The organism is Polyangium spumosum, assembly GCF_009649845.1.
Taxonomy (GTDB): domain Bacteria; phylum Myxococcota_A; class Polyangia; order Polyangiales; family Polyangiaceae; genus Polyangium; species Polyangium spumosum.
Map to the genome: position 1 here is coordinate 86,437 of NZ_WJIE01000011.1, position 23,726 is coordinate 110,162.

Consider the following 23,726-nt stretch of genomic DNA (forward strand, 5'->3'; position numbering starts at 1 on the left):
GGGCCCTAGCCCGCTTCGGGCTCGAGCCCGAGCCCGCGCGCGATCTCCTGGAAGGTCTCGACGGCGGGCGTGGGCGAGCGCCGTTTGTCGGGGCTGTCGAAGTCGACGCGGAAGAGGCCGAAGCGAGGCTCGTAGCCCTCGGCCCATTCGAAGTTGTCGAGGAGAGACCAGTGGAAATAACCACGCACGTCGACGCCCTCGCGAGCGGCGCGCACGAGCGCCTCGAAGTGGGAGCGCAAGAAGGAGGGGCGGACGTCGCCGCTCTTGTCGGGGATGCCGTTCTCCGTGACGTACACCGGCAGGCCGAGCGCGCCATAACGCTTGAGGACCTGGTAGAGGCCCTCCGGGTAGATCTCCCAGCCGAGGTCGTTGACGGGCCGATCGGCGGGCACGAACTGTTTCGACAAGGCAGGATCGCGGAGGTCGGCCTTCACGTGGTCGCGCGTGTAGTAATTGATGCCCATGTAATCGAACGAGCCGAGGAGGCCGGGGACGGCCTCGTCGACCTCGACGACGCCGGGGATCGCGAGCTCGATGCGGCCCGTGAAGGGCGCGGACGCGACGGCCTCGTTGAAGAAGCGGTCGGTGAGACCGGCGACGAGCCGGTCGAGCGGGGAGCGCGTCGCTGGCTGGAAAATGCGGACGTGGTGCGCAATGCCGATACGCGTGGCCCGCCCATCGCCGTCCGCGTCCGTGGTGTCCACCTCGCGGATCGCCTCGGTCATGCGCGCGTGAGCCTTCAGCATGCGGGCCATCACGTGCGCGGCGATTCGAGGATCCTCGAGCCCGGGCGGGAAGATCCCCTTCACGTACGAGAGCGCCGCGACCACGCTCGGCTCGTTGATCGTGCACCAGAGATCGACGGCCGATCCGAGCTTCTTCGCGACCCTGCGCGCGAAGGCCGCGAGGAGCTCGATCGTCCGATCGTTCATCCATCCGCCCTGCGTCGCGACCCAGCGGGGCAACGTGAAATGGTGGATCGTGACCATGGGCTCGATCCCGGCGGCGCGCAGGGCGTTCGCCCAGGCGAGGTATCGATCCGCGGCGTCCTCGTTCCAGGCGCCCTCCGTGGGCTCGAGGCGGCTCCACTCGACGCTGAATCGATATGCGTTCGCGCCGAGGCGGCGCATGAGCCCGATGTCCTCGTCGATGCGGCTCCACGAATCACACGCGGCGCCCGAGACCGCGCGATCCTTGATGTGCGGCTCGCCGCCCGGGTGGGCGCCGCGCTCCCAGTCGGTCCAGTCGTTATCGAGCCCGCCCTCGATCTGGTGCGAGGCCGTGGCGGTGCCGAGCAAAAAACCCGCCGGCAGGGCCGAGCGTAACGAGGAGAGCGCGTCCTCGGCGCCGAGCACGCACGGCGGCGGGTGTGGATCCCTGGTGAGCGCGGCGTAACCGAGGCGGGCGAGGCGGGCGATGTTCATGATGCAGGCAGCTTTATAGGCCGGCCGCGCGCGGGCGAAAAGAGGTTTTGCGGCTCAGCCATCGATCTCGCGCGCGCCCGCCCCGCCGTGCGTGACGAGGAAGCCGGGCTCGACGCCGAAGCGGCGGCGATAACCCTCGCGGACGGCGGCCATGACCGCGCCTTGCGCGGATTCATCGACGAGGGAGACGGTCGAGCCCCCAAAACCGCCGCCGGTCATGCGAGCGCCGTGGACGCCCGGCTGGGCGATGGCGAGGTCGACGAGCGCGTCGAGCTCCGGACAGCTCACCTCGTAGTCGTGCTGCAAGGATCGGTGGGACGCGACGAACAATACGCCCACGGCCGCGACGTCGCCGCGGCGGAGCGCGTCGACCGCCGTGAGCGTGCGGGCATTCTCGGTGACGACGTGACGCACGCGGCGGAGAATGGGCTCGGGGAGGAGGGAAACGTGCCTTTCGAAGGCCTCCAGCGTGACGTCGCGGAGCGCGCGAACCTCGGGGAGGGCGGCGCGGAGGAGCTCGACGCCGCGCTCGCACTCCGCGCGGCGGGTATTGTATTCGGAGCTGGCGAGGGCGTGTCTCTTGCGGGTGTCGGTGACGAGAATGGAAAAGGGGCCGCCGGGCAAGGGGACGGGCTCCGTCGTGAGCGAGCGACAATCGATGAGCAACGCCGATCTCGCGTCGGCACACGTGGAGACGAGCTGGTCCATGATCCCGCAACGTGTACCCACGAAGCCATGCTCGGCGGCCTGGCCGGCGAGGGCGAGGGCGACGCGGTCGACCGAGGCGCCCGCGAGCGACAGGAGCGCGAAGCCGGTCGCGATTTCGATGGCCGCCGACGAGGAGAGGCCCGCGCCCCGCGGCACGTCGCCCGCGACGAGGAGGTCGGCGCCGCGGAGCTCCTGGATGCGCGAATCGACCATGTGCGCGACGCCCTCGATGTAATCGAGCCAGCGCCCGGTTTTTCCGGGGCCGGGCCTGTCGAGGTCGAGCTCGGCGGTCTGTCCGAGGTCCTGGCTGTGCACGCGGATGCGGCGGTCGTCGCGGGGCGCGGCGATGACCGTGACGCCGAGCTCGAGGGCGACCGGCAGGACGAACCCGTCATTGTAATCGGTGTGCTCGCCGATGAGGTTGACGCGGCCCGGGGCGAAGAACGCGCGGAGCGGCCGGCCCTTGTTCCCGAAGCGGGCGCGGAACCTGGACCGGAGGTCTTCGGTGTCTCTCATGGATGGCTCGTGCGCCGATCCTGGGCTCGGGTCTTCGATTTGTACAGGTTGAAATCAGCGCCGACGACGAGGATCCAGGAGAACGCGTATTGCCACATCGGGTCGATGAGGTTCGTGCCGAGCTGCGCGATGGCGAAGGGCGAGATGCGGTCCTGCGAGAACTTCTTCGGCAGCCGGAAGAAGGCGACCGCATTGAGCGAGAGCTGCTCGAGGCCCGTGCCGAGGACGCGTTGATACCGGCCGCTCAGGCCGAGCAGGAGCTCGCCCGGCCGAGGGACGGGGGCCGAATAGGCCACGAGGAGCTCGTGCGCGTGGCTGAAGTCCCGGATCTTGCGCAGCGTGAAGGTGAACGTATCGTGATAAACGTCGTCGGCGCCGGCGCCGGGCGCGCTGTAGAAATTCCAGTCGCCGGTGAGGTTGTATTGAAAGGCGATGGGGCCGACCTTGCCCTGGAGGGTGGGCAGGACCCGGAGCCGGAGACCGCCCTGGTTGATGGGGGCGAGGAAGTTGTCGCGGTTATCCATTCCATTGCCGTCCTCCTGGTTCACCCAGTCGACGGACGACGTGTCCCCTCGCCGGATCTGGCGGGAGGCGACGCGCTGGCGGCCGAGCGGGGTCATGACGCGGAGCCCACCATTGAACGGTTCGCGAATGAAGTAATCGTAGGCGCCCTGGACCTGGAGGCGGAAGAAGGCGATCGGCGTGATGTCGACGAAGGGCCCGAAGGTGTTGTTGACGAAGCCGTAGACGTCACGCACGCCGAAGGTGACGTTCGTCGAATCCCACAGGATCCCCTTCTTTTGCACGAGCGGGATCTTGTAGCCGAGCGTCGCGCCGAGGGCCGCGCGGGTGTAGTGCATTCCCCAGGGGAGCCAGAAGACGCCGAGGTCGAGCGAGCGCGGGCGGGGCTCGTCGGGCGGCGCGGGCGCCTCTCCTTGCTTCGCCGCGAGGGGTTTGTCCTTCGCGACGGTTTTGGTCGCGCCGCCCGCGGGGCGGCCCGCATCGGCGTCGTCCGCGCGGGCCGCGAAGGAGAGCGAGAGGAGGGTGAGCGCCGAGAGACCGCAGAGGAGGGTTCGCATGACGTGCGCCGCGCGGCCCGCGTGATCAGGTTTCGGCGCGGCGACAGGTGATGTCGACGATTTCGCGCTGCCAGCCCACCGACGAGCTCGCCTGGATGCGGCGGAACTCGGCGATGGCGCGGACACGCGCGTCGTCCTCGTCGGCGGCCTCGATCCGGAACGTGCCGCGGAAGATCCGGGCCTCGTGGCCCGCGTGCTCGGCGAACGTCGGCTCTTTGTACGATATGACGATCTCGTAGAGCGCGCCGCGCGGGGCAGGGGCCGCGTGGGAAGTGCGCTCGGCACGCTCGCGCTCCAGCGTATCGGGGAGGAGCTTCCGCGTGCTCGGCGCGTCGTCCATCACGTCGTTTGGCGTCGTCACGAGGACCATCCTAGCAGAGGCGGGGAGCCTCTCCCAAGAGGCTTTCGCCTCGATCGAGGGCCTGGCAAAAGGTTGCACCTCCAAGGATCGTGATCGGCGCATGTTCTCGGGCACGCCGATCGGCGCGGACGAGGAGGCGCCGATCGCCTCGGCGGCGATGAGGGCGCGTCGCTCGGCGAGCCAGGCGCGGGCCTCGGCTTCCGTCGCGAAATAACGTGTGGGAACGGCGTCGATTCGGCGGATGAAGTTGCCGGCGCGCACGACGAGGTCCGCGAGGACGCGGATCGCGAAGTGCGCGCCGAAGATGGCCACGCCGAGGACGGGGACGTCGTGCACCTTCTCCGCCCCCGCCTTGCGCGCGCCCGCGCTGACGGACCCGATGCGCGAGAGGTCCACGAGCTTGAGGAGATAGGGGCGGCCCTCGATGAAGGACCTTTCCAGCAGCGTGAGCTCGCGCATCTCCGCCTCGCGGATGTCACCGACCATCCTCCACACGGTCGTATCTGGCTGCTCGAAAAATACCGTATGCCTCTCCCTCATCGGGCGTCCCGAGAAACGACCAGGCCGATGGATCGTGCCGAAACCGATCCATGAAACCAAGCAAAAACGGCGCGTAAAACGGGCTCGCACGGGGGAATCCGCATCACCTCGAAGCCGCGGCGTCAGCCGGGGCGCCCTTGACAGGGCGCGGCTCCTGTGCCTGTTGATCGCGCTGGAGATCATGAGCACGATGGTGGACAAGCTCGATGTCGCCCGAGCGCTTCGCGAGATCGGCGCGCTTCTCCGATGCAAAGGGGAGAGCTCGTACAAGGCGCAAGCCTACGAGAATGGCGCGGCCTCGGTCGAGGCCCTCTCCGAGGACCTCGCGCGGCTGGTCGAGGAGGGGCGGTTGACCCAGGTGCCAGGCATTGGCGCGTCGCTCGCCTCGGTCATCACCGAGATGGTCCGCGCCGGGCGCTCCGAGCTGCTCACCAAGCTGCGCGCCGAGCTGCCGCCCGGCGTGCTCGAGCTCTGCGAGATCCCGGGGCTCAGCCCGAAAAAAGTGCAGGTGCTGCACGACGCCCTGGGGATCACGAGCGTGGAGGACCTCCGGCAGGCGTGCCTCGCGGGGCGCGTCCGGTCGGTGAAGGGATTCGGCCCGAAGACGCAGCAGAGCCTGCTCGAGGCCATCGCGCAGCGAGAGGCGCGCGAGGCGAGGGTGCTGCTCGTCGACGCGCTCGGCGTCGCGGAGCCGCTGATCGAGCACCTCCGCGCCCTCCCCGAGGTGAAGCAGGCGGATCTCGCCGGCGAAGCGCGTCGTTTTTGCGAGACGGTCACAGGCGTGCAGGTCGTCGTGGCGAGCGACGAGGCGGACGCCGTGCTCGACCACGCGGCGCGATTCCCGCGGGTGACGCGGGTGCGGAGCCGGGGAGCTTCACGAATCGATCTTTTCCTCGCCGGAGACGTGCCGGCCGCGGTGCACGTGGCGCCCCCCGCCCATTACGCGGCGGCCCTCTTGACGTGGACCGGCGCTCCGGCGCACCTCGCCGAGCTCGGGCGAGCGAGCGTGGAGCGCGGCGGAGGCGGGGCGAGCGAGCTCGTGGGCCTGGAGAGCGAGGCGCAGATCTACAGGGCGCTCGGCCTCGCGCCCGTGCCGCCCGAGCTCCGCGAGGGAGACGGCGAAATCGAGGCCGCGCGCGGGGGCGGCTTCGACGATCTCGTCACGCTGGGCGACATCCAGGGCATGGTGCATTGCCACACGGTGTTCTCCGACGGCAACGACACCATCGAGGACATGGCGCGCGCGGCCGAGGCGATGGGGATGAAATACCTCACGATCACGGATCATTCGCCCACGGCGCATTACGCGAGGGGCGTGGAGCTCGATCGCCTCAAATCGCAATGGGACGAGATCGCGCGCGTGCAGGAGCGGGTGAAGATCAAGCTCCTGCGAGGGACGGAGTCGGACATCCTCGCGACCGGCGCGCTCGATTACCCCGACGCGATCCTGGAGCAGCTCGACGTGGTGATCGCGAGCGTCCATTCACGCATGAAGATGGACGAGGCGGCGATGACGCAGAGGCTCGTGGAGGCGATGCGGCAGCCGATCTTCAAGATATGGGGCCACCCGCTCGGCCGCCTGCTGCTGCGGCGCGAGCCCTTCGCTTGCCGGGTCGAGGAGGTGCTCGACGTGATCGCGGAGTCCCGGGCGGCGATCGAGGTCAACGGGGACCCCTACCGGCTCGACATGGAGCCGCGCTGGCTGAAGGAGGCGAAAAAGAGGGGGATCCGCTTCGTCGTCTCGACCGACGCGCATTCGACGAAGGGTTTTTCCTCGCTGCGTTTCGGCGTCGGTGTGGCGCGGCGAGGCGGGCTCCGGAGGGGCGAGGTGTTGAACACGCTCGACCCCGAGGGGTTCCGCGCGGCGGTCAGGCCCATCGGCTGACGTGGGCGCCGAAGGCGCAGATCGTCCCGGTACGATCTTCGCAGCGCCTTCGGCATGACCCCGAAAGCGAAAAATGCCATCCGCCTCCAGAGCCCGGCCCGCCCGCGGACCCTCCCGCGTCGAGCTCCCGCCTCGAACGCTTGCCCGATGTTTTTCCGGGTCCTCGTGTACGCGGCGCGCTCGGGCGAGAAGAGCTTCACCGATTGCGGCTACGAGCTCGGCCGGCAGATCTTCTCCATCGTGGGGAGCGACCTGGGCGAGGACGTGATCGGCGAGCTCATGGTGCTCGTCATGAAGCGCGACACGCTGGCGATCCTGCAATGGCTGAAGGCGCGCGTGCCGCGGATGATGGACATGATCCCGACGCGTGAATATCGGGCCTTCATGAAGGGGTTCATGCAGGCGGTCGTCGAGTGACGCGCGCTCAAAAGAGCTCGAGCGTGAGCTGGAACGTGCCGGTCTCGCCCATCCAGCCGTCGACGACGACGTAATAGGTTTCGCCGGCCTGGACCTCATCGACCTGGTTGACGTCGGTGTCCTCGGTCGTCGAACCGAACGAACAGTCGAGCAAGTCCGCGTCGCTCCCCGGGCACGCGTCCCACGTGTGCAGCCAGTGGTGCGCGTAATCGGACTGGACCGTCGCGACGAGCTTGCCCGACTTCGTGGGCATGACGCCGAAGATGAGCTCCTTGCCGCGTCGCTCCCCCGCCATGCACTCGCTGAAATCCGGGCTCTCGGTCACGAAGTCCCTCCCCCGGCCCGTGTCATCCACCAGGTCCTGCGGCTGGCCGGGGACGAGCTCGGTGATCGACGTGCAGTCCGGCCCCTCCACGCCCGGGGGTGTGTAATCGTCGGCGATACAAGCCGGGAGGGAGAGGCCGAGCAAAAGGCAGATACCGGGGCGTTCGAGGCGCGAGCGTCTGGACATCACGTGCGAGTTTTCCACCGCGGCGTCCTCGGGACAAGAGGGAAGTTCCGGCGTTCTGGCCGGTCAAAAGAAGCTCTTCACCGTGCGCTCCACGCGCGTCGGCTCGAAGAGCCAGGTGAGCAGGGCGCCGTAGACCGCGCCGGAGAAATGGGCGTCGTGATTGATGTCGTCCCCGGCCGCGATGGAGTGCCATGCGCTATAGGCCAGGTAGAGAAAGGCGAAGATGATGCCCGGGATCGGAATGGGCAGGAACATGAGCTGCAGCTTCAGGTTCGGGACGAGGAGGACGGCGCTGAACATCACGGCGGCCACGGCGCCCGAGGCCCCGAGCGAGTTGTAATTCGGTTTCTTCATGTGCCGCAGGGTCGTCGGGATGAACGCGACGACCACCGCGGAGACGTACAGCACGAGGTAACGCGTCACGCCGAGGACGCGGATGGCTTGTTCCGTGAAAAAGTACAGCGAGAACATGTTGAACGCCAGATGCGAGAAATCCGCGTGCAGCCATCCCGCGGTCAGCAGGCGATGGAGATGGCCTTTCTTGCGGACCTGATAGGGGTTCAGGATCAGCGCGCGTTTCACGGGCTCGGAGACGAACCCGAGCAGGCTCACGATCACCACGGAGGCCATCAGCAAGAGGGAAACGGGCAAGGCGAGGACGCGCGCCGGGAGGTCGTTCATGGCGCGAGGATAACACGGTCCGGACGCACCGCGGCGCCCGGTCGTGGCAGGCAGCTCGGCGGCGCTCAGCGCGGAGCCCCGAGCATCCGGCGGAGCTCGGGGACGGCGGCGCGGGCCTCGGCGAGGTCACGCACGAAGCGGGTCGGGCTCGGGTGCGCGGGGCGGAGCGCGCGGACCGCGCGAAAGAGGAGATCGGCGAGGGTCCGCAACATCGGATTGGCCCCGATCACGACGATGGCCCGCCGAGGCCCGATGTCGCGTGTCTCGGCGAAGGCGCGACGTGCGGCCATGGTCAAGTGTTCGAGGCCGGAGACGTCGCAAAGCACGATGGCGTGAGGCCACTCGGCGCCGGCCGCGAACTGCGCCGCGAGCAGGGGCATGGCCTCCGCCACGTCGACGGTGCCGCGCATCGTGACGTGCAGGATGTCGGGCCGCTCGATCCACACGTCCGGGTGGTCCGTGGGCAAACGCTGGGCAGGGGCCTCTCCGGGCGGCGCCGGTTCACAATCGCTCATCGACATGGCGTCCCGAATCGATCCGTCATCCACGCCGCGCCGAACTCCACGAGGTCCGCGGCCTCGATGAGCTCGCTCGGCGCCCGGCCGACGGTCCCGCGGCGCGCGCGGCCCGTGGCCAGGTAGTCCTGCAAGATCCGCGCGAAATAATCCTCGCCGGGCCAATCGACGATCCCCTCGCTGTCGTCGAGGCAATCGACATACCGGATCTCCGGTCCCGCGTCTCCGAGGACCCGACGGTATCGGCGCACCCGCCGTTTGTTCGGTACATCTGCGAGATATTCTGCCCAGTGAAGCACGGTGGTGGTATTCGGATCCGCGCCGAGGCGGAGGACACGTCCGCCTGCCTGGCAGAGCCGTTCGAGTGGTGATCCGGGCCCGTAGTAATCGTGCCATGGCGGATCACGGAGGAGCTCTTCGGCCCGCGCGCCCCGGGCGCCGAATCGCCCCTCGGGGTGGTCCGTCACCCGCGTCCCCGGCCGCTGCCGGAAGGCTTCGGCGAGGTGACCGACCTCCGGCTCCGCGGGCGTCCTTTGCGCGTCGAAGGGCTCGGCGTCGGCGAGCCGGGCCGCGCGTTCGCCCTCGGGCAGCTCGTTCACCCAGGCCCAATCGTCGCGCGCGCCGAGGACCATCAAGAGCGTTCCGTCGTCTCCGACGGCCTCGTCGAGGGCGTCGAGGACGCCGCGCGCGCCACCTTCAGCCGGCCCGATGGCGCGGAGCGACGCGTGGATCATCAACGTGTCGCCCGCGCGGACGCCGAGCTGAAAGAGGTCACGCGCGAGATCCGTGGGGCGTGCTGGCGAGGGGGGCGGGGACATTCGATCGGGCGTCCTTCGTTCCTGGAAACTGCGGGGAGCGTACCTCGGAACGGAGAGCCGACGAAGAAGAACTCCTTGCGGCGAGCCGTGAGATTTCGTGCTAGTGCCGGCGCCGCGATGATCACGCTCGACAAGCTCTCCAAGCGGTTCGGTCCGAAGGTCCTCTTCGAAAATGTCTCGATGCGCTTCGATCCCGGCAAGCGTTACGCCCTCGTTGGGGCCAACGGCGCGGGAAAGTCGACGCTGCTCAAGGTGATCTCGGGCGAGCACGACTCGGATCAGGGCTCGGTCGAGATCCCGGGCAAGCTCAAGGTCGGCGTGCTCTCGCAGGACCACTTCGCGTACGAGTCCGTCCGCATCCTGGACGCGGTCCTCATGGGCAACCGCGTCTTGTGGGACGCCATGCAAGAGAAGGATCGGCTGCTCGCCGGCGAGATGGACGACGAGGTCGGCATGCGCCTCGCCGAGCTCGAAGGGACGATCGGCGAGGAGGACGGCTACACCGCCGAGGCCCGCGCCGCGGAGATCCTGGAGGGCCTGGGGATCGCGACGCATCGGCACCTCGATACCGTCAGCACGCTCGCGGGCGGGTACAAGCTGCGCGTGCTCATCGCGCAGACGCTCTTCGCGGGGGCCGACGTGCTCCTCCTCGACGAGCCGACGAACCACCTCGACCTCGACTCCATCCGGTGGCTCGAGTCGTACCTGACGCACGACTTCCGCGGGACGTTGCTCGTCGTGAGCCACGACCGGCATTTCATGAACGCGATCGCCACGCACGTGGCCGACGTCGATTACCAGACCGTCACCGTGTACACGGGCGACTACGACGATTTCGTCGAGCAGAAGACGACGGGCAAGCGCCAGTCGGAGGCCGACGCGGCCCAGAAGAAGAAGAAGATCGCCGAGCTCAAGGACTTCGTGGCCCGCTTCGGCGCGAGCGCGAGCCGGTCGAGCCAGGCCCAGTCGCGCGTGAAGGAGATGGAAAAGCTCGAGGCCAGCATCCAGGTGCGCCGCTCGAGCGTCGTGCGGCCGTACATCAAGTTCGAGATCGAAAAACCCTCCGGCCGCGACGTGCTCCGCGTGGAGGGGCTCTCGAAGAGCTTCGGCGACCTGAAGGTCATCGACGGGCTCGACCTCAACCTGAATCGCGGGGACAAACTCGCGGTGATCGGGCCGAGCGGCATCGGCAAATCCACGCTGCTCAAGCTGCTCGTCTCGGAGCACGCGGCGGACGCGGGCACGGTCGTGTGGGGCCACGACACGAGCGTGGGATACTTCGCGCAGGATCACCACGAGGCGCTCGAGCCCGGCTTCTCCGCGTACGAGTGGCTGCACCGCTTCGATCCGGAGGCGAAGCTCGAGGACGTGCGCTCGGTGCTCGGGAAGCTCCTGTTCAGCGGGGACGCGGGGCTCAAGAAGACGGAGAGCCTGTCGGGCGGGGAGGCGGCGCGGCTGCTCCTGGCCAAGCTCATCCTGCTGAAGAACAACGTGGTCGTCCTGGACGAGCCCACGAACCACCTCGACGTCGAGAGCATCGACGCGCTCCTGCAGGCGCTCATCGCCTTCAAGGGGACCGTCGTCGTGACCAGCCACGACCGGCACTTCATCGGCAAGCTCGGGACCCGCGTGCTCGAGCTGTCCCGCAAAGGGCCGCGGCTCTTCAATGGGACGTACGAGGAGTTCCTCGAGCGGTTCGGCGACGAGACGAGCGCCCACCGCGGGAATTGATGAACGGAGGCAGGCTGTGATACGTCCCTCGGAGCGATCCGATCGGAGGTATACCATGCGAGCTCCGCCTCCGGCGCCGAATGCTGGGCGCTGGACCATCCACGAGATCATCGACGCGGCTGTTCTGGCCCTCCTTTCGGCCGCGGGGCTCCTTCACCCCGAGAGCCCGGGGACCTGGTTCTCGAGCCTCGCCGTCTCCTTCGCCGTCCTCGTGGTGCCCGTTTTGTCGGGCGCGGCCATCGTGACGGCCCTCTCGCTCCGCCTCGGGACGCGGATCCAGGGGCCACGCCTCAAGCCGGCGCCCATGGCGCGGGAGGCCTTCGAGACGGCGCGCGCCATGTACGTCGCCGCCTGCCTCATGGCCTGGCCCCTCACGGCGTGGCGATTGGGCCACCCGACGGGGCTCGTCTGGGACCTCGGCGAACACGGCGTGAGCGTGTGGCAGGTCCTCTTGCAGACCGTGCTCGGCGTCGTCGTGATCGACGCGTGGCTCTACTGGAAACACCGGCTCTTGCACACGCGGCTGCTCTTCGGCTTCCACAAAGGCCACCACGCCTTCCGCGACCCCACCGCCTTCGCCGGCTTCGCCGTGGCCCCGGTCGAGGCGCTGCTCACCTTCTGGCCGATTCTTTTCTTGTGCATGCCCGAGGCCGTGCACTGGGCGCCGCTTTATTTCGGGCTGGTCGTGGGGTTCGTGAACCTCAACTTCTATCTCCACTGCGGCGTGACCCTGTCGTGGGTCGAGAAGACGTTGCCGCGTATCTTCCTCAACACCTCGGCCTTCCACAACGTGCACCACGCCCGGGCGAACACGCATTTCGGCGAGGCGCTTTACCTGTGGGACGTCCTCTGCGGCACGCGGCTCACGGGAAAACCGGCCACGGAGCCGGCCGCGGAGTCCGCGCCGGGGTGACGGGAGGGGCGGCGGCTCGGATTCACCGCCGCGACGAAGATACCACGTTCGATCGAGGCGCGTGGTAGCCTCTGCCAATGCGCACCTCGATCCTTTGGCTCCTCGGCTCGCTCCTCGTCCTCGGTTGTTCGTCTGGTCAGGGCGGCGGTTCCCCGGCGGGTGGGGCCACGGCATCGTCCGGCTCCGCTTCGGGGGGCGGGGGGAGCGGCGGCGCGGGGGCGGGCGGCGTGGGCGGCGAAGGCGGCCTCAACCTCACGACCTCCAGCGGCACCGGCGGCGATACCGGTGAGGAGTGCCTGAGCACCTTGACCATGCGCGTCCGCGACTTCTCCGAGAGCCACCCCGACTTCCAGTGGGGCGGACACCCCCATTTCGCCCAGCTCGTCGGCGTTCGTCCGGGCATCCTGGCCGCGGAGCTGGCCCAGGAGCCCGACGGCAGCTTCAAGCCGGTGTACGTCGCCGGCAACGACGTCGGCCCCGAGGGCCCGACCTACGCGCCCTTCACCGGCGCCGCCAGCTTCGATACGTGGTACCGGGACACCCCCGGCGTCAATTTCGCCACGAACGTGCAGATCCCGCTCACGGGCAATGGCTCCACGCTCGTCTACGACGACGCCGATTTTCATCCGATCGACGCGACCTTCGGCTTCGGGAACGAAGGTTTCGAGCTGAATGGCATGCCGAACAACTGGCACTTCACCTCCGAGGCGCGGGTCTCTTTCCGTTACAAGGGCGGCGAGGTGTTCACGTTCCGCGGCGACGACGACATCTGGGTGTTCATCAATCACCGCCTCGCCATCGACCTCGGCGGCCTGCACGGCCCCGAGCAGGGCACGGTCGATCTCGACCAGCGCGCCGCGGAGCTCGGCCTTTCCCTCGGCGGCGTGTACGATCTCCAGGTCTTCCACGCCGAGCGGAACTACTCGGGATCGAATTACCGATTCGAGACGAGCAACTTCTGCTTCTTGCCGGTGGACCCGCCCAAGTGACACGAGGGAAAGGCCGGGGAGGTGGGAGGCGGCGGGGAGGGAGCGCTCCCTATTTCACTTCGCGATCACGCGGCCGGTCGCGAACTTGAAGAAGGCCGAGTACGCCGCGGCATTGAGGCAGGTATTGAGGTCGACGGTCTGGTTGCCCGCGTCACGGCAGCCGGTCACCGCCTTCGTCATCGCGTTCGTCGTGAGCGTGTAGGGCGCGCCCGCGCCCGCGACCGGCGCGTCCGGATCGGACTCGTCGGGCTGGCTCGCGGTGATGACGTTGACGAAGCCGAAGACGGTGCATCCGCCGACCATGACGTCGAGCAGGGAGTTCTGCGTCGTATAATCCTGGTCGCACGCGATCATGCCGCCCGCGGCGAGGTCGGGGGGGACCGGGACCTGGTCGAGCGAGGTCGCGCTGACGTTGCCGCAGAGCTTGCCGGCGCCCAGGTCGTCCGGCTGCCCCATGCTCGCAAAGCTCTGGAGCGCGGGGTCGAGGTTCTCCGAGGCGAGGTGGCCCGGCGGAGTGCCGGCCGACGCGAGGGGCGTGCTCGCGGAGCCGATGGATGCCGTGAGCCGCGCATTGCTCATCGCGAGCGCCGCAGGGATACCGGCGAAGTTGATGCCGATCGAGAGCTTGCCCGGGCCCGCGGTGAGCGTGCTGGCGCTGATGAAACCCGTGAGCTTGTCGAGCGGGTCGCGGTTCGCGTCGATGGAGAGCGGATTGACCGTGTACCACCAATCGAGATCGGCCGTGCCGTCGTACATGGCGCCCATCGGGAGGACGGGAGCGCCGCCGAGGACGCCGATCTCGATCGCCGGGTCGGAGGCGCCGCTGAGGTCGCCGAGGCCGAGCGTCTTCAGCATGATGTTGATCGAGCCATTCTGGACGCCGGTGTCGAGCGAGGTCTGGAGCTGGCCCTGCGCAGCGGCGGAGATGGCGCTGCCGAGCCGGTTCGCGGCGCAGAAAGGAGCCTCGGTGGCGAACTGCATCTTGAGCCAGGTCGCGCGCTGGACCTGCTCGAACTTGCACGTGGAGTCGCAGCCGTCGAGGTTCGTCGTGTTGCTGTCGTCGCATTGCTCGTCCGCCTCGCGGACGCCATCGCCGCAGACCCCCGCGGGGGGCAGCGTGCAATCGGCCTGGCAACCGTCGCCGTCGACGACGTTCCCGTCGTCGCAGGCCTCACCGGGATGCATGACGCCGTCGCCGCATACGATGGGGGAGCAGGCGCCATTCACGCAGGCGGCGGCCATCGCGCAGACGTCGCCTTCGCTGACGGGATTGCCGCAGGTATGCGTGGCGTCGTCGCAGGTGGTGGCGACGCAGGGGTCGAGGTTCGAGCAGTCGCGCGTCGGGTCCTCCGAGGCGCAGCTGAATTTGCAGGAATCACAGCCGTCGCCGTCCACCATGTTGGTGTCGTCGCACTCCTCGGCCTGGCTGACGAAGCCGTCGCCGCAAATGTCGTCGAGGCAGGCGCCCGAAATGCAGATCTTGCTGTCGCCACACGAGGAGCCGTCCTCCTCGTTCACCCCGGGCGCGCAGGCGTGGTCGTCGCCGCAGGTCTCGGCGCCGTTGCAGGGATCCCCGTCGTCACATTTCGTGTCGCCGGTGTCCGGGTTCTTGTTGTCGCAGCTATAAGAGCAGTCGGCCTCGCAGCCGTCGCCGCTCACGTCATTGCCGTCGTCGCACGCCTCGTCGCCGTCGACGACCGCGTTGCCACAGGTCTCGCCGCCGCCGCCCGCGCCGCCGCCGCCCCCGCCACCGGGGCCCGTGGACGTGACCGCGCCGTCGCCACCACAACCGGCCACGGGTGCCATCACGCCGAGCCCTGCGATCGCCATCAGGGCCCCAAGTCCAAGCGAATTCGAAAACATCCGCACGTCATACCTCCTAAGTGCCGCGGCCCGCGTCGAGCGGAGCCGCGACGCCATCCTACCCGGATCCGTCCACGAACCGGGTCCCGGAAGAAGGTGCCCTCGAGGTATCCCGGAGCGTGAAGGAGGCGACCGCGCTCGGGGACGTGGAGGCTGTGAGCGTCGCCGCTCTGGCGCTCGGTACGTTGCTGTGCGTACCTTCCTGAAGGCTCGGGGACGCCGAACAGGCTTGACACGGCCTGCCAGCGTGCGTCCTTCCGTGCGTGTGCTCACAGAAAATGCGCCAAAGAGAGGTCCGGACGTCCCGACCTGGCTTTGGCGCAGGTGCAAAGCCACCTCCGGGCGTCCCGAGACGCGTATGGCGCAGGTGCGAAGCCACCTCCCGACGTCCCGACCTCTCGTTGGCGCAGGTGCAAAGCCAGGTCCGGGCGTCCCGACCTCTCGTTGGCGCAGGTGCAAAGCCAGGTCCGGGCGCCCCGACCTCTCGTTGGCGCAGGTGCAAAGCCACCTCGGGGCGCCCCGACCTCTCGTTGGCGCAGGTGCGAAGCCACCTCGGGGCGTCCCGACCTCTCGTTGGCGCAGGTGCAAAGCCAGGTCCCGACGTCCCGACCTGGCTTTGGCGCAGGTGCAAAGCCACCTCGGGGCGTCCCGACCTCTCTTTGGCGCGGGTGCAAAGACTTCTCCGGGCGTCCCTGCGCTTGTAAAGCGTGGCCGGGCATGGCACCATCGCCCGCGGCTTGGACATGGATTATCACGATTTCACGTTTGCGTGGGAGGGCGCCGTCGGCGGCGCGCCCTTCGCTCATCTTCAGGTGGTCCAGTTCCGCGGCACCGAGGAGCTCTCGGGCCTCTATCGTTACGAAATCGTGCTGCTCGCGCGTGTTCCCGCGCCGGAGGTCGATCCGGCGGAGCTCGTCCACGCGCGGGCCACGTTGCGGATCGCCACCACGACAGCGCCCGCGTACAAGGTCGTGCATGGGGTCATCGTCGAGGCCGAGGAGCTCGGCGGCGTGCCCGAGGGCATGCTTTATCGCGTGGTGCTCCTGCCGCCCCTCGTCCGCGCGAAGTACCGCAGGCGCTGCCGGATCTTCCTGGAGAAGACGTTGCGGCAGATCATCGACGCGGTCCTCACGGGTGATCCGCTCCTCACGCGCCTCGACGGCGCCTCCGTTGATCCCGACGACGGCGACATGGCGGCGTTCACGCCCGCGGCCGAGCATTTCACCTGGCGCCTCACGAAGAGCCCGCGCGCCGATCTCGCCTCCGCCCGGCCGTACTGCGTGCAATACAACGAGAGCGACCTCGCCTTCGTGTCCCGCTTGCTCGAGGAGGAGGGCATCTCCTACCATTTCGAGAACGGCGACGGCGCCTGCCTGCTCGTGCTCTCCGATCAGGACACGGGCAAATCGCGGCTCGACGGGCCGCTCGGGCCGGGCCTGCCGGGGCGCGAGGTGGGGAGCGTGAAGCTCGGCGGGAGGCTCCGGCCCAAGGTCGTCGCGATCGACGATTACAACTGGAAGACGCCCGCGCTCGACATGCGCGTGGAGGCCCAGGCCTCGGCGGGGACGGGCGGCCTCTTCGAATACCACTGGCCGGGCGGCTTCCCGGAGGGGCCGTCGCAAGGCGCGCCGCTCGCGCGCGCCGCGGCCGAGCGTTATGGCGTGGAGGCCGCTTATGCGGTCGGGGAGGGGCCTTGCCGCGTGCTCTCGGCCGGGTCCGTCTTTTTCCTGCAGCACGCGAAGGGCCGCTACGAGGGCGAATACCTGGTGACGCGGCTCGAGGTGCGCGGGGAGCAGCAGGGCGTGATGGCCCCCGGGGGGTTTTCCTGGTCCGGGGTGCCTTTCTCTTGCAGCTTCGAATGCGCGCGACGGGGGCGCGACGGGGGCGTGGCCGAGTCTGGCTTCCGGCCGGAGCGGCGCACGCCGCGGCCGCGCGTCCAGGGGACGCAGACGGCGTTTGTCACGGCGGAGCCCTCGGCGCGCGACGCGATCGTACACGTGGGCGACCTGGTCGGCTGCGTGCGGCTGCGTTTCCACTGGGATCACGACACGGAGCGGCTCGCGAAGGAGCCGAGCTCGTGCTGGGTGCGCGTGAGCCAGATGTTCGCGGGCGGCGGCGAGGGCGCGGTGGGGCACCCGCGCGTGGGGGTCGAGGTCGTGGTGGAGTTCCTCGACGGAGATCCCGACAGGCCCATCGTGACGGGGCGCGTCTACAATGGCGCGAACCTCCCGCCGGTGCAGGCCGTGGGCTCGGCGACGACGACGGCGTGGAAGACCACGTCGGTCCCGGGCGGCGCGCAATACAACGAGCTCGCCTTCGACGACGCCGCGGGCGCCGAGGAGATTCGCTTGCACGCCGGCCGGGACCTGAACACGGTCGTCGAGCTCGATCGGCAGGAGGTCATCAAGCGGGACAGCATCTCCACCGTGCAGCAACATCGCTGGGAGAACACCTACGGCGATCGAATGTCGTCGGTGACGGGGGACAACACCGAGCGGGTCCAAAAGAACGAGCGTATCAAGATCGGCAAGAACCAGGCGCTCGCCGTCCTCGCCAATCAATCGGTCTCCGTGGGCGGGAACCAGACGGTCAACGTCGTCGCCAACCAGAAGACGAAGATCGGGGGCAGCCAGACGATCGTCATCGGAGATCCGCCGCCGCCGCCCGGCGCGGGGGAGGGGGACGCGCCGCCGGCCCCGCCGCTCGAGGGGCAGGAGGTCGAGATCGTCGGCGAGCAAAAGACGACGATTCACAAGGGGCAATCGATCACGATCCTGGAGGGGGGCCAGAAGGTCGAGATCAAGGGGGGCCAGACGGTCGGGATCGAGGGGGACCAGACGGTCGAGGTCACGGGCAACCACAAGACCACGGCGACGAGGAGCTTCGAGGCCGGCGCGGCGGAGACGATGTTCTTGAAGAGCCCCATCCAGAGCTTCGAGGCGGTGAACGGGGGCGCGGGCCAGCAGATGCACACGGCCGATTTCATGATGGTCACGGCCCTCGACACGGGCTCCTTCTCCGCGCAGAACGCGCTCGCGCTGCAGACGTCGAGCGCAGGCGGCGTCGTGACCATCAAGGGCGGCGTGATCGACGTCGTCGACGCCAGCGGCACGAATCACATCTCGATCAGCGCGGGATCCGTGACCATCCAGAATGCTGCGATCACGATCCAGGGCAACCCCGTGATCGTTCAGGGCGGCTCGCTGGTCAAGCTGCAGGCAGACACGATCAAGCTCAACAGCGAGTAAGCTAGGCGCGCCGCAGGGACGAGCCCGTGGAATACACCAATCGCACCCGTTTCCCAGCGCATCTCTTCCGCACGGCCGTCGGCGAGCACAAGATCGCGGCGTCGCTCCTCCTGCGCGTCACGTACGACGTCAGGGGCGGCGCGCTCGTCCCGAGCGAGGAGCAGCCCTGGCCCACGTCGACCGCGCCTTTCGAGACCGAATACGGCGTCATGCCCCCCGAAGGGGTCTTCTACCGCGGCGGCGTCGATGTTTTCGTCTTCGGCAGCGCCCACGCGCCCGGCGGCCGAAAGACCTCCGAGCTGAACGTGTCCGTCGAGATCGGCGACGGTTTTCGTCGTGACGCGCGTATCTTCGGGCCGCGGGTATGGTACCGGCGCATCTCGGGGCTGGTCCCCGGGCCACCCCAGCCGTTCACGTCGATCCCGCTCACGCTGGCGCATGCGTATGGCGGCAAGGAGCCCTGGGACGGCACGGAGGTCCCCTTCTCGGACAACCCCGACGGCACGGGTTTCTACACGACCGAGGAGCGCGCCGAGGGGCGCCCGCTGCCCTGCATCGAGGATCCGGCCCAACTCATCAAGAAATGGGACGACCGCCCCGCGCCCGTGGGCTTCGGGTTCGTCCCCCCGTATGCGAGCGCGCGGATGCGTGAGGTCATGCGCGCGGGGCAGGACGGAAAGATCTCGCTCGACATGCCGGCGTTCTTCAACGCGGCCTTCCCGGGGATGGTCGCCCGGCGCGTCGAGCCGGGCGCTCCCGTGCGGCTCTCCGGCGTGCACCCCTCCGGTCCCTTCACGTTCGAGCTGCCGAACACGTTGCCCGTCGCTCGCCTTCGTCTCGGACCATCGACGGCGGAGCGGCCCATGGCCATCGACCAGATCGGCGTCGAGGTCGAGCGGCGCCGCGCCTTCGTCTCGTATCGTTACCCCTTCCGGTACGTCGTCCGCCCCCTCGAGCGGCGTATCTTCGAGATCTCGCTCGAATAGCCGCGGAGACGTCGCCATGCCGTATTGCAACGTTCACCTCCAGAGGCACGCGATGCTGGGGGTGGATCTCCACCCCATCCTGACCATCACCATCCCACCCCTTCCGTTCGACGCCCAGGGGCACGGTGTGCTCGCCAGGCTCAATGATTGGGGATGGGGCCTGATCACGGCCATGCGCGCCGATACGATCGAGGTGGACAACGGCTCGTACATCATGCAGCGGGGAACGGATATCGGGCCCGGCGTGATTCACTGGCCCCTCCTCCCCCCCGCCCCACACTGGTTGATCCCCGCGCACATCCTCTTCGCTGCCTCCAAATCCGAGTTCGGCGCCAATCAAGTGCTGGTCGGCGGGTCCCCCGTCGCCGTGGCGATGGGCGTGACCATGGGGCTCAACCTGAATTGCAGCGGGCTCTTGGTGCCGCCGCTGCCGAGCGGGCTGGTCGATGCGCCGAGCACCGTGCAGGCCTGGACGACATGGCGGGACATGCTGGCCGGCCTGTTCTACATGGCCCTCGACTCGGGCATCCAGTACGGCATCAACAGGTTCCTCGGCGGCAAGCCCGGTCAATGGCTCGGCACGAAAGTCGAGGGGTTCGTCGCGAAGGCGCTCGGCCAGGAATGGCCCGTCCTGATGGGGGGCATTCGTCAGCTCGGTGGGAGGTTCGGCCAGGCCATGCCCGAGGAAGCCTTCACGGCCATCTTCAGCGGGTCGAACATCGCCGGGTTTTTCCTGGGCTCCCCGCTCGGGATGTCGTCGGGGAACTTTGGAATGCCTTCGGCCTTCGTGCCGGCTGGCCACTTGTCCGGCCTCCTCTCGTCCTTGATCGTCGACCACACCGCCTATTACAATTCGCCCGACGTCGAGGAGTTCGGCGTGGATCCAGCCATGCTCGTCCCGGAGCCCGTGCCTCCCCCGCAGACCCCTCCGGCGACGCCCACCGCGACGCCGACGTACACGCCGCCCGGCACGCCCACGCCCACGGCGCCGAGCGAGCCCACCCCGCCCACGCCGGTCCCCGGACCGCGCGATGGAAAGCGTTGAGCTGGACCCCATGACCAAGCCGATGGCCGCTCCTTCCCCCGCGACGCGTCAGGTCTCGACCCAGAATGAAGAAGACCAGTTCGAGCTCGTCGTGCTGGCGAAGCGCACGTACAGCATCACGAGCGCGGGCCGCTGCGTCCCCGCCGACGCACAGCTTCCGCTCGTCGAGGAGCCGCGCGACGAGCCCGACGCTCCGGATCTCCTCGCCCACGACAGCGATCTCTGGCCGATCAAGAGATTCACCGACGTCGTGGTCCGGGGTCACGCGCACGCGCCGCGCGCGGCGAGCACCTTCGAGGCGGCCATCGCCGTCGGGCGCGTCGAACGAAAGGTGCTCGTCGTCGGCGATCGCCGCGCTTCGCTGTCGATCCGCGGGCGGCTCGTGTTTTCGCCCCCCGCGCCTGTCGAATCCGTGCCCCTGCGTTACGACCGCGCTTATGGGGGCCGGGATCGGGTCGCCGAGGAGAAATGGGGCAATCCCTTCGCGCTCTTCCGTGCGTACTTCCAGTCCCCCGCGAGCGCGGACCAGGCGAGCCCGTACGTTTACCCCCGGAATGCTGCCGGTCGAGGTTACCTCATGGAGCCGACGCGTGAGGCCGTCGACGCGCTCGTCTTGCCGAACCTTGAGGACCCGACCGATCCGCTCACGCCGGAGCGTATCGTCGTCGGCAGCCCGACGCGCTGGCACCTCATGCCCCTGCCGCGCTCGTTCGGGTTCGTTCATCCCGGCTGGTTTCCGCGCGTCGGGTATCTCGGCTTCATCGCCCCGTATGACTCCGTCGGTGTGCCTTTCCAGGAGGTCGCGCGGGGCGAGGCGCTCTCCGAGGCGACGCGGGGCCTGCTCCTGCCGCCCCGCTACTCCGTCCGCTTCTTCAACGGCGCCTCGCTCGGCCTGCAGCTACCGTTCGTGTCGCCCGGGGAGCGCTGCGTCCTCACGAACCTCATGAAGGGCGCCCCGAGCTTCGCCTTCGATCTGCCGCGCGAGCGACCGAAGTTGTGGGCGGACGGTCGCAATGGAAAGCTCGTCGAGACCGACCCGGTCATCTACACCCTGGTCATCGAGCCGGACGAGCGCCGCCTGACCGTCCTCTGGCGGGGCGCGGCGCGCGCGCCGCGACGTTATGCCGACGAGGAGCTCGCGAAGATGCCGTTCCTCGTGGAATGGTGACTATTTCCCGCCCTTCGGCCAGGGCATGGGCGGCGCTGCATCCGGCGAGTTCAGCCGGATGCGCTCGCCGTCGAGCTGCACGTCGTCATTGGCGCGCACGTTCACATTGCCCAGCGTGGCCTGGATGTTCTGGATGCGGGCCTCGCTATGCAGATCGCCCTCGGCGCGAAGGACCGCGTCGCCGCCCGTCGTCACCGAGACCCCGCGTTCGCCGTGGAGGGAGAGCTCGTCGGCGCGCACCGCGAGCTTGCCCGTGGTCTCGAGCAGGAGATCCGCGCCGGCGAGGCTCACCGTGATTGCCTGCGGTGTGATCGTGATCGAGACACCGACGGCGCCATTCGGACCCACCACGCGTAATACGTTGTTCTGAGGATTGCGCTCCACGGTGAGCGCGTGGCCGCCGACGAGCGTGAGGGATTCGCGCGCCGACGCGTGCTCGTCGCCGGCGGGCTGCGAGTTTTTCGGGTCGCTCATGGCATCCTCCGGGCCCGCGCGAGGGCCTTTTCGACCTCTTCATCGAGCGCCCGATCGTGTCCGATCCGGCGCATGAAGGCACGCTCGACGGGGAAGAGCGCCTCGCGCGGAAGGCCGAGGGCCGCGAGCGCGCGATCGGCGTCGCCGCGCTCCATGCCCACCGAGATGCGCGCATATTCGTCGGCCGTGAGCGCCCGGCCGCGCGCCTTCTCCAGGGCCGCGACGTACGCGTCGTCGTGAGCGTCCTGCAGCGCGAATTCGTCGCGGCGCGTCTCCGCGTGGATGGCGTCGGCCCAGTGGCGCGCCGAGGAGGCGAGATCCCCGGGCGTGGCGTCGTGCGCGCGCAGCGAGGGCGAGATATCCCGCTTCATGCCCCGCTCGGCGGCGAGGGCGGCGCAGAGGGCGAGAGGCAGGGGCTCGCGCGGGGCCTTGGGGGCCTCGGGCTCGGGCGCGGCCGGCGCGGCGGGGGAGGGCGGCTCCGTCGGCGGGGGCGAAGGCTGAATCGATTCCAGCAGCGCGGGCGGCTCCGGGAGCGGAGGCGGCTCCGGGAGCGGGAGAGGCTGCGCGAGCGGAGGCGGAGGTGAAAGCGGCTGCGCCGGCGCGAGGTTTGGCCCGGCTTGCCCTTTCGGGAAAGGCAATGCCGGCACCGCGGGCGCCCCGCCGATGGGCAGCGTGGTTCGACCCACCTCGTCGTTCTCCGGCGCGGGTTCGGCCGGACGAATCGGCATCGGGCCAGCAGGGAGGTTTTTCAAGCCAAAGCCCGGCGGCGCGCTCGCGAACGGCAATGTGGGCCCCTGGGGGACGGACGTGCCCATCACGGTGGAGCCGCCGACCTCCTCTGCCGGCTCCTTCCCCAAAGGAGCCTCGCCGCCCGCGCCCGCCCGCGCGCGCATGAGGCGCGAGAGCTCGTCCATGCCCACCTTCGCCCCCGGGCCCTCGAGCAGGACGCCGAGCACGCCGGCGGCGCGCTCGTCCGCGCGGCCGAGCGGGATCGTGCCGCGATAGGTGAGCAGGGCGCGGCCGCGATCGGTGTCGATGCGGAGGGTATCGCAGCGGAGCCGGATCTCGGCGAGCTGATCCGCGCCGGGCTCCAGGCGAAATGCGCGCGGCAGAAGGGCGGGCAGGCGCGTCTCGAGGCGCGGAATGGTGGGGTGCAGGTTCTCGAGCACGATATGCGGCGCGGTCCCGAGCGCCGCGAGCTGCTGATCGCGCGGGGCGCTGTTGAAGAAGGACCAGTCGACCTGGGCCGGCGGCGGCGCGGCGCTCGCGCGGGGGCCGAGCGTCTCGGCCCAGCGCAGGATCTCCGCTCCGCGTTCGATCTCCCGCGCGCGCGCCGCGGGAGAACGCGGACCAAACCCCGCGGGCGGGGCCGCGCCTGGGCCACCTCGCGCCTCGCGGATCGGCTGGTGGACGAAGGGCGCCTCCCCGCGGAAGCCGTGCGATTTCGAGAAATCGTCCACGGAGACGCGCGCCTCGACAACCGCGACTGCCCTGCCGGCCGGCGCATGGACGTGACCCGAGAGGAGGATATCGACCCGGGGTTTGGTCGGCACGTAATCGCTGGGCGCGTAGAGGCTCGCGCCGGGGGCGTCGTCCCAGGGGATATCGTTCTGGAGCGGCTCCTGCTGCGAGGAGAGCACCGAGGTTTGCCCGTGCACCAGGGAGAAGGTGGCCTTGATGCAGAGCGTGAGCACCCGCTCGCCGGGCCGGGGCTCCCAGAGCAGCGTGCCGACGGCGAGGGGGGTCGGGGAGACGATGTCCATGCGGCTTCTCTCACCAGCTATCGGAAAAGAGTTTGACCGTGGGGAGGGCGTCGCCCATTTCGTTCATGTCGTCGCCGCGGTCGTTCGTATC

20 protein-coding genes are annotated in these 23,726 nt (G+C 69.0%); 9 read left to right on the forward strand and 11 right to left on the reverse strand.

Going from position 1 to position 23,726, the window contains the following annotated elements; all coding sequences use genetic code 11:
- Nucleotides 1-5: 5 nt before the first annotated feature.
- Genes GF068_RS31125 through GF068_RS31140 form a run of 4 tightly spaced genes read right to left on the reverse strand, consistent with a single transcriptional unit; the run spans nt 6 to nt 4,574 of the window.
- A complete protein-coding gene (locus tag GF068_RS31125) occupies nt 6-1,424 on the reverse strand; it encodes a glycoside hydrolase family 1 protein (protein WP_153823146.1) in 1,419 nt (472 codons plus the stop codon).
- Between the two features lie 54 nt (nt 1,425-1,478).
- On the reverse strand, nt 1,479-2,648 hold the full coding sequence (gene galK / locus GF068_RS31130; RefSeq protein WP_153823147.1) for a galactokinase: 1,170 nt from the start codon (nt 2,646-2,648) through the stop codon (nt 1,479-1,481).
- Nucleotides 2,645-3,727 (reverse strand): hypothetical protein, encoded by a 1,083-nt coding sequence (locus GF068_RS31135; RefSeq protein ID WP_153823148.1) that lies wholly within the window; start codon nt 3,725-3,727, stop codon nt 2,645-2,647. Before GF068_RS31135 ends, galK begins: the two co-directional genes overlap by 4 nt.
- A gap of 25 nt (nt 3,728-3,752) precedes the next feature.
- Nucleotides 3,753-4,574, reverse strand: coding sequence for a SpoIIAA family protein (locus GF068_RS31140; RefSeq protein WP_153823149.1), 822 nt, complete (start codon nt 4,572-4,574; stop codon nt 3,753-3,755).
- Between the two features lie 235 nt (nt 4,575-4,809).
- On the opposite strand from GF068_RS31140, the gene GF068_RS31145 reads away from it, so the two are divergent.
- Both GF068_RS31145 and GF068_RS31150 read left to right on the forward strand, forming a co-directional pair.
- Entirely contained in the window at nt 4,810-6,513 is a 1,704-nt protein-coding gene (locus GF068_RS31145; protein WP_240807660.1) for a PHP domain-containing protein, read from the forward strand.
- Nucleotides 6,514-6,660: 147 nt separating this feature from the next.
- Nucleotides 6,661-6,930, forward strand: coding sequence for a hypothetical protein (locus GF068_RS31150; protein WP_153823150.1), 270 nt, complete (start codon nt 6,661-6,663; stop codon nt 6,928-6,930).
- A 7-nt stretch (nt 6,931-6,937) separates the two neighbouring features.
- Here GF068_RS31150 and GF068_RS31155 read toward each other — a convergent pair whose 3' ends face one another.
- From GF068_RS31155 to GF068_RS31170, 4 genes are all read right to left on the reverse strand, one after another.
- Nucleotides 6,938-7,441, reverse strand: coding sequence for a hypothetical protein (locus GF068_RS31155; RefSeq protein ID WP_153823151.1), 504 nt, complete (start codon nt 7,439-7,441; stop codon nt 6,938-6,940).
- Nucleotides 7,442-7,504: 63 nt separating this feature from the next.
- On the reverse strand, nt 7,505-8,122 hold the full coding sequence (locus tag GF068_RS31160; protein ID WP_153823152.1) for a rhomboid family intramembrane serine protease: 618 nt from the start codon (nt 8,120-8,122) through the stop codon (nt 7,505-7,507).
- Between the two features lie 65 nt (nt 8,123-8,187).
- The gene (locus tag GF068_RS31165; RefSeq protein ID WP_153823153.1) at nt 8,188-8,643 is read right to left on the reverse strand and encodes a hypothetical protein; all 456 of its coding nucleotides are present in this window, start codon (nt 8,641-8,643) and stop codon (nt 8,188-8,190) included.
- Nucleotides 8,634-9,455, reverse strand: coding sequence for an AAC(3) family N-acetyltransferase (locus GF068_RS31170; RefSeq protein ID WP_153823154.1), 822 nt, complete (start codon nt 9,453-9,455; stop codon nt 8,634-8,636). The genes GF068_RS31165 and GF068_RS31170 overlap by 10 nt, the downstream gene beginning before the upstream one ends.
- A gap of 117 nt (nt 9,456-9,572) precedes the next feature.
- Between GF068_RS31170 and GF068_RS31175 the strand changes: the two genes are divergently transcribed.
- The 3 genes from GF068_RS31175 to GF068_RS31185 all read left to right on the forward strand — a co-directional run bounded on the left by GF068_RS31175 (nt 9,573) and on the right by GF068_RS31185 (nt 13,088).
- A complete protein-coding gene (locus GF068_RS31175) occupies nt 9,573-11,186 on the forward strand; it encodes an ABC-F family ATP-binding cassette domain-containing protein (RefSeq protein WP_153823155.1) in 1,614 nt (537 codons plus the stop codon).
- A gap of 55 nt (nt 11,187-11,241) precedes the next feature.
- On the forward strand, nt 11,242-12,099 hold the full coding sequence (locus GF068_RS31180; protein WP_170319770.1) for a sterol desaturase family protein: 858 nt from the start codon (nt 11,242-11,244) through the stop codon (nt 12,097-12,099).
- 77 nt (nt 12,100-12,176) lie between these two features.
- Nucleotides 12,177-13,088, forward strand: coding sequence for a fibro-slime domain-containing protein (locus tag GF068_RS31185; protein ID WP_153823157.1), 912 nt, complete (start codon nt 12,177-12,179; stop codon nt 13,086-13,088).
- 54 nt (nt 13,089-13,142) lie between these two features.
- On the opposite strand, the gene GF068_RS31190 is transcribed toward GF068_RS31185, so the two are convergent.
- Nucleotides 13,143-14,951 carry a DUF4215 domain-containing protein gene (locus GF068_RS31190; RefSeq protein WP_240807690.1) on the reverse strand — a complete coding sequence of 603 codons (1,809 nt, stop codon included), beginning with the start codon at nt 14,949-14,951 and terminating at the stop codon, nt 13,143-13,145.
- Nucleotides 14,952-15,694: 743 nt separating this feature from the next.
- Between GF068_RS31190 and GF068_RS31195 the strand changes: the two genes are divergently transcribed.
- The 4 genes from GF068_RS31195 to GF068_RS31210 are packed head-to-tail and all read left to right on the forward strand — an operon-like array spanning nt 15,695 to nt 21,398.
- Nucleotides 15,695-18,199 (forward strand): type VI secretion system Vgr family protein, encoded by a 2,505-nt coding sequence (locus tag GF068_RS31195; RefSeq protein ID WP_153823159.1) that lies wholly within the window; start codon nt 15,695-15,697, stop codon nt 18,197-18,199.
- A gap of 26 nt (nt 18,200-18,225) precedes the next feature.
- Nucleotides 18,226-19,185: a DUF2169 domain-containing protein gene (locus GF068_RS31200; RefSeq protein WP_153823160.1), complete on the forward strand. Its 960-nt coding sequence runs from the start codon at nt 18,226-18,228 to the stop codon at nt 19,183-19,185.
- Nucleotides 19,186-19,201: 16 nt separating this feature from the next.
- A complete protein-coding gene (locus GF068_RS31205; protein ID WP_170319772.1) occupies nt 19,202-20,230 on the forward strand; it encodes a hypothetical protein in 1,029 nt (342 codons plus the stop codon).
- A 10-nt stretch (nt 20,231-20,240) separates the two neighbouring features.
- A complete protein-coding gene (locus tag GF068_RS31210) occupies nt 20,241-21,398 on the forward strand; it encodes a DUF2169 family type VI secretion system accessory protein (protein WP_170319773.1) in 1,158 nt (385 codons plus the stop codon).
- Here the strand turns inward: GF068_RS31210 and GF068_RS31215 are convergent, their stop codons facing one another.
- Both GF068_RS31215 and GF068_RS31220 read right to left on the reverse strand, forming a co-directional pair.
- On the reverse strand, nt 21,399-21,872 hold the full coding sequence (locus tag GF068_RS31215; protein ID WP_153823163.1) for a hypothetical protein: 474 nt from the start codon (nt 21,870-21,872) through the stop codon (nt 21,399-21,401).
- Nucleotides 21,869-23,635 carry a DUF2169 domain-containing protein gene (locus tag GF068_RS31220; protein WP_153823164.1) on the reverse strand — a complete coding sequence of 589 codons (1,767 nt, stop codon included), beginning with the start codon at nt 23,633-23,635 and terminating at the stop codon, nt 21,869-21,871. The genes GF068_RS31215 and GF068_RS31220 overlap by 4 nt, the downstream gene beginning before the upstream one ends.
- Between the last annotated feature and the right edge of the window lie 91 nt (nt 23,636-23,726).